Below are 14,083 nucleotides of genomic sequence, written 5' to 3' on the forward strand. Positions count from 1 at the left end.
ACGACGCCGGCCGACGCAACAATCGATGCCGCCGAACTTGAGCTGTGGGACCCGGCCAGCATTGAAGAGCGCCTTGCTAATGGTGAGCCGGCCATCACAGTTTTCAAAGACGCACTGAACAATGCCCAGCAGGAGCTGGATCGCCTGTATCGCGCCGGCGCCGAGATCAGCCCATTGATCACAGGCCGTGCCCGCTTCATGGATCAGCTGATCAAACGCGCCTGGCAACAGTTTGACTGGCAGCACCCTGAAGACATCGCCTTGCTGGCTGTCGGCGGATACGGCCGTGGGGAACTGCACCCGCATTCAGATATCGACCTGCTGCTATTGATGCGCAAGGACCATGGCAATGCCAATCGCCAGACACTAAGTGCCTTTTTCACATTCCTGTGGGACATCAATCTGGAAATAGGTCAGAGTCTGCGCACGATCAGCCAGTGCCGGGATGAAGCCATCAAGGACATCACTGTCACGACCAGTTTGATGGAGTCGCGGACTATTGTTGGTCCGGATTCACTACGTGATGAAATGATCACCGTGACCCAGGCCGACGATGTCTGGCCGGCACGAGAATTTTTTACTGCCAAACGCGACGAACAGATAGCCCGCCACAAAAAGTATTACGACATTGACTACGCTCTGGAGCCGAATGTCAAAACGTCTCCGGGCGGGCTGCGGGACATTCAGACCATTGGCTGGATTGCAAAACGTCATTATGACGCAGACACACTACAGGATCTGGTCGAGCTGGGGTTTTTGCAGCCTTACGAATATGAACAACTGCGTCGCGGCGAAGCCCTGCTCTGGAAACTTCGCTACGGCCTGCACCTGCTCGCCGGCCGCAAAGAAGATCGACTGCTGTTTGACAAGCAGCGGGATCTGGCCAGCATGTTCGGCTATGAAGACGATAAGAAAAGTCTGGCTGTCGAAAAGCTGATGCAGGAATACTATCGTGCTGTTGCGATGTTGCGTGTGCTGAATGATGTGTTGCTGCAGCACTTCGACGAAGTCATTCTGCGTGCCAGTGAAAAGGCAGAAATCACCAAAATCAACAGCCGCTTTCAGATCCGCAATAATTATATTGAGGTCTGTAATGACAATGTATTCCAGAAGTTTCCTTTTGCCCTGATGGAAATATTTGTGCTGATGGCACAGAACCCGGAGATCAAGGGTGTTCGTGCATCCACTATCCGTCTGATACGTGAATACCGAACGCTGATTGATGACAAATTCCGTAACGACATCAGAAACACCAGCCTGTTCATGGAGTTGATGCGCTCACCGCACGACCTGACAGCGCAGCTTAGGCGTATGGCGCGTTACGGCGTGCTGGGCAGGTATCTGCCAGAGTTTGGGGCCATCACCGGCAAAATGCAGCATGACCTGTTTCACATTTATACGGTGGATGCCCATACGCTGCAGGTAGTCGAAAACATGAAGCGCTTTCGTCAGCCTGAGGCGGAAGAAAATTTCCCGATCGCCGCCCATATTGCCCATCGACTGCCAAAAATCGAGCTACTTTATATTGCCGGCCTTTACCACGACATTGCCAAGGGGCGCGGTGGCGATCACTCCACGTTGGGCATGGTAGACGCCAACGAGTTCTGTCAGCGCCACCACCTTAGCGCCTGGGACGCCAAGCTGGTCAGCTGGCTGATCGGCAAGCATCTTTTGATGTCGATGACAGCACAACGTAAAGACATATCTGACCCGGAAGTGATCCACGACTTTGCACTGGAAGTCGGCGACAAACTGCACCTGGATTATCTTTATGCGCTGACTGTAGCCGATATCAATGCAACCAATCCAACACTCTGGAACGCCTGGCGCGCATCGTTGTTGCGACAGCTGTACCTGAGTACTAAAAAGGCTCTTCGCCGCGGCCTGGAAAACCCTATCGACCGCGCGGACCGCATCAAGGACAAGCAGGAAAGTGCGCTGCTGAAACTTCGTGACAAAGGTATTGACGACAAGATGGTGCAATCCATCTGGCAGAATACTGACGACGAATATTTCGTGCGCGAATCCGCTGCCAACATTGTATGGCATACGGAGTCGATTGCCAGACACCTGAAGGAACATCCGGACCAGACGACGCTGGTACTGGTGCAGGATACTGCGGATACCCTGGCTGAAGGTGCCACGCATATTTTTATCTACACTGTTAACCGTAGCTACCTGTTCGCCAGCAGCGCTGCGGCCATGGAACAGCTGGGTCTGAATATTCAGGACGCGCGCATTTTTACATCGTCCAAAAACTACTGTATGAACACCTATTCCGTACTGGAGGGAGATGGCACTCCGATCGGTGACAATCCGCGACGCATCAAAGAAATCAAACAACTTTTGAGTGAGTATCTGGCCGAACCTTCCGCTCACCTGCGAGTCGCGAAGAAACGTCAGTCTCGAAAACTGCAGCATTTTGGTCAGCAGATTGAAACAGACCTGATCAACAGGGACGGTCAGAACTGGTCAACGCTGGAAGTTAACTGCATCGACAAACCCGGCATTCTGGCCGGCATTGGCAAAGTGTTCGCCGAGCAGTCCATTCAGTTGCTGAATGCCCGCATTGCGACACTGGGCGAACGCGTTGAAGACCTGTTTTTTATCGCGGACGCCAACGATAAGCCAATCACCGATGAAGCCCAGATCAACCGACTCAAGGAAGCCCTGCAGCAGGAGCTCAGCCTGTGATCACAATCTACGGTATCAGTAACTGTGATACGGTCAAAAAGTCTCGCCGCCACCTCGAACAGAACAATATCGACTTTCACTACCATGATTTTCGTAAAGATGGGCTTGATGACGCACTGCTAAAACAACTGCTGGCCAGCTTCAGTCCAGAATTCCTGATAAACAGGCGTGGAACAACCTGGCGGCAATTAACGCCCGAGCAACAGCAGACAATCAAGGATCCGCGGCTCGCGGCCGGGCTGCTGGCACAGTATCCGGCCATAATTCGTCGTCCAGTCATTCGCGACGCAAATAATGAATGGAGAATCGGATTCGACAGCCTGACGGCACTGACCACTCCTTCCTGAGCCCAACAATAATGGGCAGTTAGAGAATTGACAAAAAAGAGCACCACAAAGGAAATGAATATGACAACAAACGCCTTGCATAGCTTTGCACTGGGATTGGCCACTACTGACTCAGCCGAAAACATCATCGAGGTGTATTACCCGAAGCCCATGTTGAATCCTGCACCAGAGCTGGTCGCCGGGATCGCCGCGGCGGTAGGTTACAAAGGCGGCAATCAGTGCGTCAAATTGACAGAAAAGCAGCTGGAACAGATTGAGGCAGATGCCGCCAACCCCTTCGATCAGTCTGTCACAGCCGCCATTCGCAGCAGCGGGCGTCGCGTCGTCGCAACATTTCTGGCAACAGACAGCGTGCCAAGCTCGGTCGGTGAGGTCTATCTGAAGCTTCACCTGCTTTCGCATCGACTGTGCCGTCCACATGCGGTAAACCTGCAGGGCGCTTTTGGTGTGTTGCGCAATATCGCCTGGACCAATGAGGGTGCAATCGTAGTAGAAGAGCTGGCAGCACGGCAGTTACAGGCGCGCGCCGAAGGCCGCACGCTTGATGTAATGTCCGTCGACAAATTCCCCAAGATGTGTAACTACGTTGTACCGAATGGCATCAGAATCGCCGATACAGCCCGGGTTCGCCTGGGCGCCTATGTCGGCGAAGGCACAACCGTGATGCATGAAGGCTTCATCAACTTTAATGCCGGCACAGAAGGCACTGCGATGATTGAGGGCAGGATTTCGGCTGGCGTCGTGATTGGCACAGGCAGCGACCTGGGCGGTGGCTGTTCGACCATGGGCACTCTGTCTGGCGGCGGCACGGCAATCATTTCCGTCGGCAAAGACTGTCTGATCGGCGCCAACGCAGGTATTGGTATCGCACTGGGCGACCGATGCGTCGTTGAAGCAGGCCTGTACGTCACTGGCGGTACAAAAGTCAGTCTGCTGGACAATGAAGGAGAGCTGGTCGAACTGATCAAGGCCCGCGAGCTCTCAGGCAAAAGTGATCTGCTGTTCCGACGCAATTCGCAGACGGGTGCCGTCGAATGCAAAAGCAACAAAACCCGTATCGCACTGAACGAAGACCTGCACAGCCACAATTGAGCAACTGACACTATGAGCCATTCCCCGGACACGAATGCCCCGCGAGACTCTGCGCCTGGCGACACACTGAAACTGGCAACGGAGCTGATCCGGATTCCATCTGTGACACCTGATGACAAAGGATGTAATCAGCTGATGATGGACAGGCTTCAGGCCATTGGTTTTAAAGTGGAGCCGATGCGTTTCGGTGAGGTGAACAATTTCTGGGCGCGCTATGGCACTACCGACCCGGTTTTGTGCTTTGCCGGTCATACAGACGTCGTACCAACGGGCCCCGAAGGTAAATGGCGTCATCCGCCCTATTCTGCCACGGTGCAGGACGGCATGTTGTATGGACGTGGCGCCGCAGACATGAAAGGCAGCCTGGCCGCCATGATTACGGCCTGTGAGCGCTTTCTGGCCGAACGCAGCGCCTCGGAACAACCGGTTGCCGGCTCAATCGCGTTTCTGATCACGGCAGACGAAGAAGGTGAAGCGGTTAACGGCACACGGAAGGTCATTGATGCACTGGAAGCCCGTGGCGAGAAATTCAAATGGTGTGTTGTTGGCGAACCCAGCAGCACTGACCGACTTGGAGATATCATCAAGGTCGGCCGACGTGGGTCTCTGCATGGCAGGCTACAGATTCATGGTGTCCAGGGCCATGTGGCCTATCCCCACCTTGCAGACAATCCGGTTCACAAAGCGATGCTGCCACTGCACGAACTGTGCAGCACTGTTTGGGACCAGGGGAACGAATCGTTTCCGGCCACCAGCTTTCAGATTTCGAATATCTCGGCAGGCACCGGAGCCAACAATGTGATTCCCGGCAATCTTGACGTCGTGTTCAACTTCAGGTTTTCAACCGAGCTGACGGAACAGCAAATTAAAGATCGTACCGAAGCGATACTTGATGCCCACGATATCGACTACACACTGGACTGGGCGCTTTCGGGCCACCCCTTTCTGACCCAACCCGGCGATCTGATCGAAGCGGTACAGGCAAGTGTCCGCTCAATCACAGGCGGTGACTGCCAGCCGTCCACCAGTGGCGGCACATCCGATGGCCGTTTTATCGCACCTACCGGCGCTCAGGTTGTCGAGCTGGGACCGCGTAATGCCACTATTCACAAAGTTGACGAGCACGTCAGTGTCAGCGATCTCGAACAGCTATCGCTGGTTTATGAAGATATACTGAACCGATTGCTGTAGGCAGCACATGCCGATGGACTACAGTTTACCCGCATAGATATCAAACCGACTGTGCTTGCCGGAGATACTTGCCGAAGGTCGCATCACAGTCTGGTTATCAGCATCCAGCGGCGGCGCACTCAACGGGCGCTTGACGACTATCTTGCGGGCCCGTTGACAGGCCAGCGACAGAAGTCCCTCCCCCTGGGCTTCTGGGCCATGCAGCGCCTGGAGCAAATACCGGTTCTTTTTGACACGCGCCGATTTCTGACGAGCCGGAAACATCGGATCGAGATAAATGACGTCCAGATGATGTTGCGCGCCATCACCCATTAACCAGTCGCGCGCATCCTGACAATCCTGCAGCTTCATGCGTCCGAGAATTTTCTCCAGCGTTGAGTCGCCGGAATCCAGTGCCTGTTTGTGAGCCCGCTGAAGGCCATCAGTCAAAAGTGCATGAATAATCGGCGACTGCTCAAGCATCAATACTGTCCAGCCGGCGCAGGCTAGAATGAAGGCATCGACTCCGAGGCCGGCCGTTGCATCCAGCAGGACTGGCGCTGTCTCATCCGGAGTGTCAGTCTGACACGAGACGCCCTGCACCCTGTGATTGGCTGCAACAGCGCCTGCCGCGCGCACAACAGATTCTTTACGAAGAGATTGTCGACGACGAAAGGTCAGCGCAGGGTCACAAAAGTCAACGCGTACAAAGCCTGCCTGGGGTTCTTCAGTGGACACCAGCGTCAAGCCATTTGCATGTTGCTCCAGTGCCAGGCCAGATGGCAGCAACCGCGTCACTTCCACCATTATTGCTCGGCCACTGTGCGGTAAACGAGTTCTTCTTTCAGATAAACAGGAGTCGCCATGTCAGCAGCAACAGTATGGCCTGCCCGGTAAGCCGCAATTGCCAGTTCGAGTAATTCCCCGGCGTCAGCTGACTCAGAAACAACTGAGGATTCATCAAACGTGGTGACGATATCAGCCAATAATTCGTGCCCCCAGGCCTCACCTGCCAGCACCAGGCCTGGATGTCGACTCTGCCACTGCGGGATCACTTCCAACAACTCTTTGGCAAACACAATGGAGTCCGCTTCCAATACTTCCGGAACCCCGTCGCCAGCATCACGGAACACCCCAAAATAGAATTCATCTTCACGCGCGTGCATCAGGCAGGCAACAGTGACAGCCATCGACTGCCGGCGTTGAGCGCGCCTACCCAGCATGACCAGGGAAGAAATGGGTACCGCAGGTATGTCGACACCAAACGCCAGCCCCTGAGTGACTGCCGCGCCGATTCTCAATCCGGTAAAGGAACCTGGACCACAAACGAACCCAATTGCATTGATTGCTGACAGTTCCCAAGCAGACTCGGTCAGCAGCGTGCTGATCATGCTCAACACCTCGTCGGCGTGGCGACGGGACTGAGTACTGGACTGAGAATAGTCAACGGAACCATCACCGATGGCGACAGAGCATATTTGAGAACAGGTATCGAGGACTAGGAGGCGAGAATTCATGGAGGTTAACAACGACTCAAAGGCTGCATTCTGATTTTACTCAAAATGCAGCCTTTGACAATCGTCTTACGCTGCGCGCGCGTCTTTATGCGCTGGCAGCAGTTGCCGCTGGTGCTTTCTTGGCGCGTGGTTTACGAGCTGCGGCTTTTTTTACTGGAGCTTTTTTTGCGGTTGCTTTTTTAGCAGCTGGCTTCTTGGCGGCCGTTTTCTTGGCAGCAGGCTTTTTGGCTGCTGCTTTTTTGGCCGCTGGCTTTTTGGCTGCTGCCTTCTTGGCCGGAGCTTTCTTGGCTGCTTTCTTGGCAGTTCCTGCGGCTGAAGCTGCAACGGCGGCTGTCTTGCGACCCGCTTTGGCTTTGGTAGTTTTCGCCTTTGATTTGGCTTTTGCTGCCGCTTTCTTGGCTGCTGCTTTCTCTCGAGCTGCTTTGGCTTTGGCTGCCGCTTTGGCTTTGGCTGCTGCTTTTCGGGCCGCTGCTCGCTCACGCGTCGCTTTGGCTTTTGCAGCAGCACGTGCTTTAGCGGCAGCTTTCTTGGCAGCGGCTCTATCCTTCTCAGCCTGCTTTTTGGCTGCCGCTTTTTCTTTGGCCTTCAGCTTTTTGATGCGAGCCGCTTCTTTCGCTGCATCGGCTTTCTTACGCTTCTTCATCCACTGAGTAGAGAATGCTTTAACGGCTTTCTCAAGATCAGCTTCAGCTTTAGCAGCAAGTTTCTCTTTGCGAGCTTTTTCTGCCTGGGCTTTGGCTTCTGCTGCAGCTTTGGCTTTAGCTGCATCATTCATTGCCTTGACCTGAGCCTTGGCAGTGCGCAGTTTTTCGTTGATGGATGCGAGGTTTGCAGATGCCTTTTTGGCAGCGGCTTCCGCACTAGCCAATGCCTTCTTGCCTGCGGCAGTGGCACTCTTAGAGACTTTGCTGGCAGCTGCTTTTGCTTTCGCTTCGGCAGTATCAGCCTTTTTCTTACCAGCGACCAGTTCCTTTTCTACTTTTGCCAGTGAAGCTTCCGCTTTAGCCAGTGCAGCGTCTTTCATGTTCTTGACCGCTGATTTGGCAGACGTCTTCTTTTTCGCTCTAACTTTGGCCATACTTTTATCTCTCCAAAACTGTGGAAGAAAACCACCATCATGAATCAACGCGAAACTGAGCCACGTTTCAGCGGCACGATAACACAAAAAATTATTGCCATACAGTTATGTGCAACATTTTTTGTGTTTTTTACTCGCATTCTGTCGGCAAACTGATTGTTTTCTGAATCAACCAGCCAGAACTTCTGACAATTTTGCGCGAATCTTCTGAACGTCATCCTGACCATTGATGCTGACGAACCGAAGCTGGTCACTCTCTTTTTCAAGAGTTTTATAAAAATCCACCAGCGGTTTTGTTTGTTCGTGATACACAGCAAGACGTTTTCGGACGGTGTCTTCCTTGTCATCGTCGCGTTGCACCAATGCTTCACCGCTCACATCATCAATGCCTTCTTTGGCTGGCGGATTGTGTTTGATGTGATAAACGCGTCCAGATTCCGGATGTACACGACGACCAGAAAGTCGTGAGACAATCTCTTCATCATCGACACGAATTTCGATCACTCGATCGATCTCGATACCCGCGTCAACCATTGCCTGCGCCTGTGGTATCGTGCGCGGAAAACCGTCAAACAGAAACCCGTTCACACAATCAGGCTTGGCGATTCGCTCTTTAACCAGTGCGATGATGATCTCATCGGTCACCAGCCCACCACTGTTCATGACACCCTCAACCTGTTTACCCAGTGGCGTGCCTTCCTTGACGGCGGCGCGCAGCATGTCACCAGTCGAAATCTGGGGGATATTCAGCTCATTCGTGATGAACTGAGCCTGCGTCCCTTTCCCCGCGCCTGGTGCGCCCAATAAAATGATTCTCATACCCTCTCCTGTTAACAAGTTACCCAATATTAATTGTTTTGACTCTTGGCTTCATTCCACCACAGATCCAATTGTTCCGGATCATAAGTACTCAACCCACCGCCATGACTGGCAGCAGTTTTTTCAACGTACCTGAAGCGAGTCTCGAAACGTTGATTAGCCTGACGTAAAGCCCCTTCCGGATCGATCTTCAGGTGGCGCGCCAGGTTGACGCAGGTGAATAACAGATCACCCAGTTCATGTGTTTGCTGGTTTTGATCACCATTGGCAATCGCAGCCTGTAATTCAGCAGATTCTTCAGCAAGTTTTGCAGTCACACCTGACACATCAGGCCAATCAAAACCTACCGACGCCGCACGTTTTTGCAATTTGCCGGCGCGCTCAATTGCAGGCAGCGCGCGCGGCACATCATCGACGACACTGACAGTCCCTGAGCGCTGCAATGCTTCACGCTCGGCATTCTTGATCAATTCCCAGTTGTGTTCCACCTGCTCTGCTGTCAGCGGTGATGGCTGACCAAAACTTGCCAGTGTTCCATCCGGAAAAATATGCGGGTGTCGATGCAGGAGCTTGGATTTGATGGCATTGGCAACATCACCAAGATCAAACAGTGATTGCTCTTCTGCGATACGGGCATAAAAAACGACCTGAAACAGCAAATCGCCCAATTCATCACAGACTTTTGCAGCTTCGCCCTGCTCCACTGCATCCACCACCTCATACACTTCTTCCAGCGTGTGGCGCGTCAATGATTCGAAAGTCTGTTTACGATCCCAGGCGCAGCCATGCTGGGGATCCCGCAGGTTCGCCATCAGCGTGACGAGCTCCATCATCGCGGCACTCTTTTTTTCAGTCATCGGCTAACTCCCAGCCGTCTGGCTTCAATAATACTGTCCAGGTCATTCAAATGATCAAGTGCGCGGGCCAGGCTGTTGAATGATGTCAGTTCCACCTCCAGCCGCATGGATGCCGTACTATCGCGTTTGTCACTGCGAGTTGCAATCGACAGTACATAAAGCGACTCATTAGCAAGAATCGTGGTCACGTCCCGCAACAAACCAGCGCGGTCGTGCGCAATAATTTCAATCTCGGCATTGACCGGTGTCGCCGGAGCCTCACCACTCTCCTGCACTGAACCAAACAGATCACTGGACACCAGCACGGGCTGGATCTGATGCGCCACATCAATAACTTCATTAACGGTAATCGCACCGGTACCAACCGAAACGAACAGACCTTCCAGATTACGGCAACCCAGCCGGCGAGCTATATCTTCATACGGCGCGTCTTCAATCGCCAGTCGACGGAATTCACGTTCCAGCCAGTGTCGACCGAACTCCTCGTTTTCCTCTCGTGGACGCGCCTTGAACCACTGCACCAGTTTGGCGCGCGCACGAGGTGTATTAGCGTAACCGAGATGGGGCTTGAGCCAGTCGCGACTTGGCACGTTCAACTCGCTGCTCAGTACTTCAACACGATCGCCTGTCTGCAATCGATAATTGAGCGGCACCAGACGTTCATTAACGCGAGCACCGGAACAGTGATGCCCTACTTCTGTGTGCACATAATAAGCGAAGTCCAATGGCGTGGCACCTGCCATGAGATCCACAACATGACCTTCTGGAGTGAACACATAGATGCGATCATCTGTGCCCGCATCATTGCGCAGCTGTTCTGCCAGACCACCAACCATGCCCATTTCGTCATGCCATGCCAACACCTGGCGTAACCATTCAATCTTGCCGTCAAAACCATCGCGATAGTCAGGGTCAATAATGCCTTCCTTATACCGCCAGTGAGCGCAGACACCCAGTTCCGCATCGTCATCCATGGCGAAGGTGCGGATCTGGATTTCAAATACTTTCTGTTCAGGACCGATAACAGCCGTGTGCAGAGACTGATAGCCATTTTCCTTGGGGTTGGCGATGTAATCGTCAAACTCATTCGGGATGACGCGCCAGAGATTGTGCACAATACCCAGCGCCGCGTAGCAGTCGCGAATTTCCGGCACCAGTACACGCACTGCGCGGATATCATAGATCTGATTGAAATCCAGTTGCTTGCGCTGCATTTTGCGCCAGATACTGTAGATACTTTTTGCTCTGCCGTTGATCTCTGCATCAATACCCGCACGATTAAAATGCCGTCGCAGGGCATCGGTCACTTCAGTGATATAACGCTCGCGATCCACGCGGCGCTCATCGATCAGACTGGCAATGCCCTTGTAATTTTCTGGCTGCAGATAACGAAACGACAGGTCTTCCAGCTCCCATTTCAGCTGACCTATACCCAGCCGATGTGCCAGTGGTGCGTAAATGTCAAAAACTTCACGCGCAACGCGGCGACGTTTCTCATCTCCCGCGTTTTTTACGGCACGGATGGCACAGGTACGCTCGGCAAGTTTGATTAAGGCAACACGAACGTCGTCGACCATGGCCAGCAGCATCTTGCGAACATTTTCTACCTGATCCTGATTCTGTCCGAGAACCCGGGTCTTACTGGTATCCGTTTCGTTGATGGCCGCCATTCGCAGCACACCTTCCAGCAGCGTTGCAATGGCATCCCCGAACTCTTCCCGGACCGCGTCCAGTTCCAGACGTGACTCCCGGACTGGTCGATAAAGTACCGATACGATTATCGCCTCGCTGTCGAGATGCAGCTGCGCCAGAATCTCTGCCATTTCCAGACCAGTGCGGTAGCTGCTTACGCCAGGGGACCAGGTATTCCTGGCAGCTATCGCCTGCTGCTCAACATGCCAGCTCAATTCGCAGGCCTGCCTGATTACGTCGTGCCGATCCAGACTGACATAACTCTCCAGGCGGTTTAGCCATTGCTCAAAATTGACGCTGCCGTCAGTATTGAACGAGTACTCTTCCCTCACCTGGACCATGACTTAACCTCTACCACTCGCGACTTTTTCGAATCGCGCCATGGACTCAACATGCGCTGTATGCGGAAACATATCCATGACGCCGGCATGAGTCATTCGATAACCATGTCTCAGCAGTTCAGCAGCGTCACGTGCCAGCGTCGCTGGATTACAGGACACATAAACAATCACGTCAGGGGCAAGCTCATCAATACGTGATATCACTTCAATGGCCCCGGAACGTGGCGGATCCAGAAGGAGCTTATTGCATGAACCGTCGGCCCAGCTGCCGGTCTCAAACTGTGTAAACAGGTCTGCAACGTGATACTCGACATTGTGGATATCATTGCGACGGGCATTCTCGCCGGCTCGCGTCAACATCTCTGCGCTGCCTTCCACACCCACAACGTGTGCTGCACGGCGCGCCAGCGGGAGCGTAAAATTACCAAGACCACAGAACAGTTCCAGCACCCGGTCTGAGTCTTGCAGATCAAGCAGATCAAGCGCCTGCCTGATCATGCGACGATTTATCTGCGCATTGACCTGGGTAAAGTCGCCGGGTTGAAAATGCATCGTAATATCGCCCAGTGGGTCTGGCAGGAAATATCTCAGAGGGGACGGTTCCTCGTCAGGCCAGAACCGGTGCACAGTGTCCGGACCACCCGATTGCAGATACCATTCTATATCGTGCTGCTCGCCAAATTGTCGCAAGCGGTCAAGATCGGACTCACTGAGCGGCTCCAGATGTCTTAATACCAGCGCCACCTTGAGCACCTCCGACATGTCGTCATCGGCGACGCACTGCGTCTCACCAACGGCCACTTCGATCTGGGGAATATCCCGACGTCCATCCATGCTCATCAGCAGGTCACGCAATGGCCGGATGAGATTGCCGACCGGGGCCACCAGTACCTGGCATGACTCCATATCGGCGATAAAGGAACTGGATTTTTCTCGAAAACCAACCAGCACATCGCCTTTTTTGTGGACATAGCGAACAGCCAGTCGCGCCTTGCGACGATAGGCCAGTGTGTCGGCAGACATGGCTGGCAAGTGTTGGTATTCGCTAATTCCACCACTGTGTTTCAAATGGTCAGCGAGAATCTGCTGCTTGAGTGACAGTTGGGATTCAGGTACCAGGTGCTGAAGTACACAACCACCACAGATACTGGCGAATTCACAGGGAGGCTCAGCCCGATCAGGCGCCGGCGTCAGCAGTGACTCCAAACGCAGTTCGTCATACTTGCTGCGACGATTGGTATAAACAGCCGTAACCTGTTCGCCCGGCAGCGCACCCTCTACGAAAGCAATTTTGCCTTCATTGCTGGCGACGCCGCGGCCCTCATGGCTCAGGCGGTCAATAGACAGGTTAACGGGCTCGGACGGCAGCCGCTGCCGGCCACGACGCGATCGACTCATAAAAGATCTCAGGAAAATACACCAGTAGAAAGATAGCGATCACCGCGATCGCAGATGATCGCGACGATGACAGCATTGTTGACGCGCTCGCTGACCTGCAGGGCACCGTAAACCGAACCACCTGAAGAAACGCCGCAAAAGATACCCTCTTCTTTCGCCAATGATCGCATGGTGCGCTCTGCATCCTTCTGATCAATGTCAATGATCTGATCAACACGGGCTGGCTCGAAAATGCGCGGCAGGTATTCCTGCGGCCAACGTCGAATGCCGGGAATTTTGGAACCATCTTCGGGCTGCAGGCCGACGATCCTTATATCGGGGTTTTGTTCTTTCAGGTAACGTGACACACCCATGATGGTTCCGGTCGTTCCCATCGAGGCAACAAAATGTGTAACGCGCCCGCCGGTATCCCGCCATATCTCAGGGCCAGTTGTAAGATAATGAGCGTTGGGATTATCAGCATTGGCAAACTGGTCGAGGATCTTGCCGCGTCCTTCACGGCTCATTTTTTCAGCCAGATCGCGTGCGCCTTCCATGCCCTGCTCATCGCTGACCAGGACAAGTTCCGCACCATAGGCGGACATGGACGCCTTGCGCTCTTCTGACATGGTTTCCGGCATGACCAGAACCATTTTGTAGCCCTTGATCGCTGCCACCATTGCCAGCGCAATACCCGTGTTTCCGCTGGTTGCTTCAATCAAGGTGTCACCGGGTTTGATATCACCCCGAAGTTCGGCCTGCAGGATCATGTTGTAGGCAGGTCGGTCCTTGACTGAACCTGCTGGATTATTGCCTTCCAGTTTCAACAGAACGGTATTGGAATCATTCTTGTTCATTCGCTGCAGGCGAACCAGGGGTGTATTGCCAACCTGGGAGTCAACAGTCTGAAACTCCCGCAGCGACCCGACTTGATCAGCCGATGCGCCGGATTCGGGCCTTTTCCTGGGGTTCTGCGCTTGCGAGTCTTGTGCTTGCGACATATGTGGACCTGATTGCAACTTTGACAAACCAAAGGGGCGAATTTTACCCTTTATTGGCGCCCGACGGTAGGCGTTAAGAGACGGAGAGCCAGGGCTCG

12 protein-coding genes are annotated in these 14,083 nt (G+C 53.6%); 4 read left to right on the forward strand and 8 right to left on the reverse strand.

All coding sequences use genetic code 11. The features are described 5' to 3' along the window. Positions 1-21 precede the first annotated feature (21 nt). From LVD14_RS11305 to dapE, 4 genes are read left to right on the forward strand one after another with little or no spacing between them, the layout of a single operon-like run. Positions 22-2,694: a [protein-PII] uridylyltransferase gene (locus LVD14_RS11305; protein WP_411268290.1), complete on the forward strand. Its 2,673-nt coding sequence runs from the start codon at positions 22-24 to the stop codon at positions 2,692-2,694. Next, complete coding sequence (locus tag LVD14_RS11310; RefSeq protein ID WP_237134182.1) at positions 2,691-3,041, forward strand: ArsC family reductase; 351 nt, start codon at positions 2,691-2,693, stop codon at positions 3,039-3,041. The genes LVD14_RS11305 and LVD14_RS11310 overlap by 4 nt, the downstream gene beginning before the upstream one ends. Positions 3,042-3,101: 60 nt before the next feature. After that, the gene (dapD, locus tag LVD14_RS11315) at positions 3,102-4,133 is read left to right on the forward strand and encodes a 2,3,4,5-tetrahydropyridine-2,6-dicarboxylate N-succinyltransferase (RefSeq protein WP_237134183.1); all 1,032 of its coding nucleotides are present in this window, start codon (positions 3,102-3,104) and stop codon (positions 4,131-4,133) included. Positions 4,134-4,145: 12 nt separating this feature from the next. Then, positions 4,146-5,324 carry a succinyl-diaminopimelate desuccinylase gene (gene dapE / locus LVD14_RS11320; RefSeq protein ID WP_237134184.1) on the forward strand — a complete coding sequence of 393 codons (1,179 nt, stop codon included), beginning with the start codon at positions 4,146-4,148 and terminating at the stop codon, positions 5,322-5,324. 18 nt (positions 5,325-5,342) lie between these two features. On the opposite strand, the gene LVD14_RS11325 is transcribed toward dapE, so the two are convergent. The 8 genes from LVD14_RS11325 to cysM form a co-directional block, all read right to left on the reverse strand. Continuing rightward, positions 5,343-6,110, reverse strand: coding sequence for a class I SAM-dependent methyltransferase (locus LVD14_RS11325; RefSeq protein ID WP_237134185.1), 768 nt, complete (start codon positions 6,108-6,110; stop codon positions 5,343-5,345). Further along, entirely contained in the window at positions 6,110-6,820 is a 711-nt protein-coding gene (gene tsaB, locus LVD14_RS11330) for a tRNA (adenosine(37)-N6)-threonylcarbamoyltransferase complex dimerization subunit type 1 TsaB (protein ID WP_237134186.1), read from the reverse strand. Before tsaB ends, LVD14_RS11325 begins: the two co-directional genes overlap by 1 nt. Positions 6,821-6,905: 85 nt before the next feature. Continuing rightward, on the reverse strand, positions 6,906-7,898 hold the full coding sequence (locus LVD14_RS11335) for a hypothetical protein (RefSeq protein WP_237134187.1): 993 nt from the start codon (positions 7,896-7,898) through the stop codon (positions 6,906-6,908). Positions 7,899-8,066: 168 nt separating this feature from the next. Next, a complete protein-coding gene (gene adk / locus LVD14_RS11340; RefSeq protein ID WP_237134188.1) occupies positions 8,067-8,717 on the reverse strand; it encodes an adenylate kinase in 651 nt (216 codons plus the stop codon). A 29-nt stretch (positions 8,718-8,746) separates the two neighbouring features. Further along, the gene (mazG, locus tag LVD14_RS11345) at positions 8,747-9,574 is read right to left on the reverse strand and encodes a nucleoside triphosphate pyrophosphohydrolase (protein WP_237134189.1); all 828 of its coding nucleotides are present in this window, start codon (positions 9,572-9,574) and stop codon (positions 8,747-8,749) included. Next, complete coding sequence (locus tag LVD14_RS11350) at positions 9,571-11,607, reverse strand: RelA/SpoT family protein (RefSeq protein WP_237134190.1); 2,037 nt, start codon at positions 11,605-11,607, stop codon at positions 9,571-9,573. Before LVD14_RS11350 ends, mazG begins: the two co-directional genes overlap by 4 nt. A 3-nt stretch (positions 11,608-11,610) precedes the next feature. After that, positions 11,611-13,005, reverse strand: coding sequence for a 23S rRNA (uracil(1939)-C(5))-methyltransferase RlmD (gene rlmD, locus LVD14_RS11355; protein ID WP_237134191.1), 1,395 nt, complete (start codon positions 13,003-13,005; stop codon positions 11,611-11,613). Between the two features lie 8 nt (positions 13,006-13,013). Continuing rightward, positions 13,014-13,985, reverse strand: a complete 972-nt coding sequence (gene cysM, locus LVD14_RS11360; RefSeq protein WP_272907275.1) for a cysteine synthase CysM — start codon at positions 13,983-13,985, stop codon at positions 13,014-13,016. Between the last annotated feature and the right edge of the window lie 98 nt (positions 13,986-14,083).

This window comes from Pseudohongiella sp. O18 (assembly GCF_021729085.1).
Lineage (GTDB): Bacteria > Pseudomonadota > Gammaproteobacteria > Pseudomonadales > Pseudohongiellaceae > Pseudohongiella.

Excerpts from the sequence above, each read along its gene's own strand:
- cysM (WP_272907275.1), bottom strand. The coding sequence starts at position 13,985 with ATGTCGCAAGCACAAGACTCGCAAGCGCAGAACCCCAGGAAAAGGCCC.
- LVD14_RS11350 (WP_237134190.1), bottom strand. The coding sequence starts at position 11,607 with ATGGTCCAGGTGAGGGAAGAGTACTCGTTCAATACTGACGGCAGCGTC.
- dapE (WP_237134184.1), top strand. The coding sequence starts at position 4,146 with ATGAGCCATTCCCCGGACACGAATGCCCCGCGAGACTCTGCGCCTGGC.
- LVD14_RS11335 (WP_237134187.1), bottom strand. The coding sequence starts at position 7,898 with ATGGCCAAAGTTAGAGCGAAAAAGAAGACGTCTGCCAAATCAGCGGTC.
- LVD14_RS11325 (WP_237134185.1), bottom strand. The coding sequence starts at position 6,110 with ATGGTGGAAGTGACGCGGTTGCTGCCATCTGGCCTGGCACTGGAGCAA.
- dapD (WP_237134183.1), top strand. The coding sequence starts at position 3,102 with ATGACAACAAACGCCTTGCATAGCTTTGCACTGGGATTGGCCACTACT.
- rlmD (WP_237134191.1), bottom strand. The coding sequence starts at position 13,005 with ATGAGTCGATCGCGTCGTGGCCGGCAGCGGCTGCCGTCCGAGCCCGTT.
- mazG (WP_237134189.1), bottom strand. The coding sequence starts at position 9,574 with ATGACTGAAAAAAAGAGTGCCGCGATGATGGAGCTCGTCACGCTGATG.
- tsaB (WP_237134186.1), bottom strand. The coding sequence starts at position 6,820 with ATGAATTCTCGCCTCCTAGTCCTCGATACCTGTTCTCAAATATGCTCT.
- adk (WP_237134188.1), bottom strand. The coding sequence starts at position 8,717 with ATGAGAATCATTTTATTGGGCGCACCAGGCGCGGGGAAAGGGACGCAG.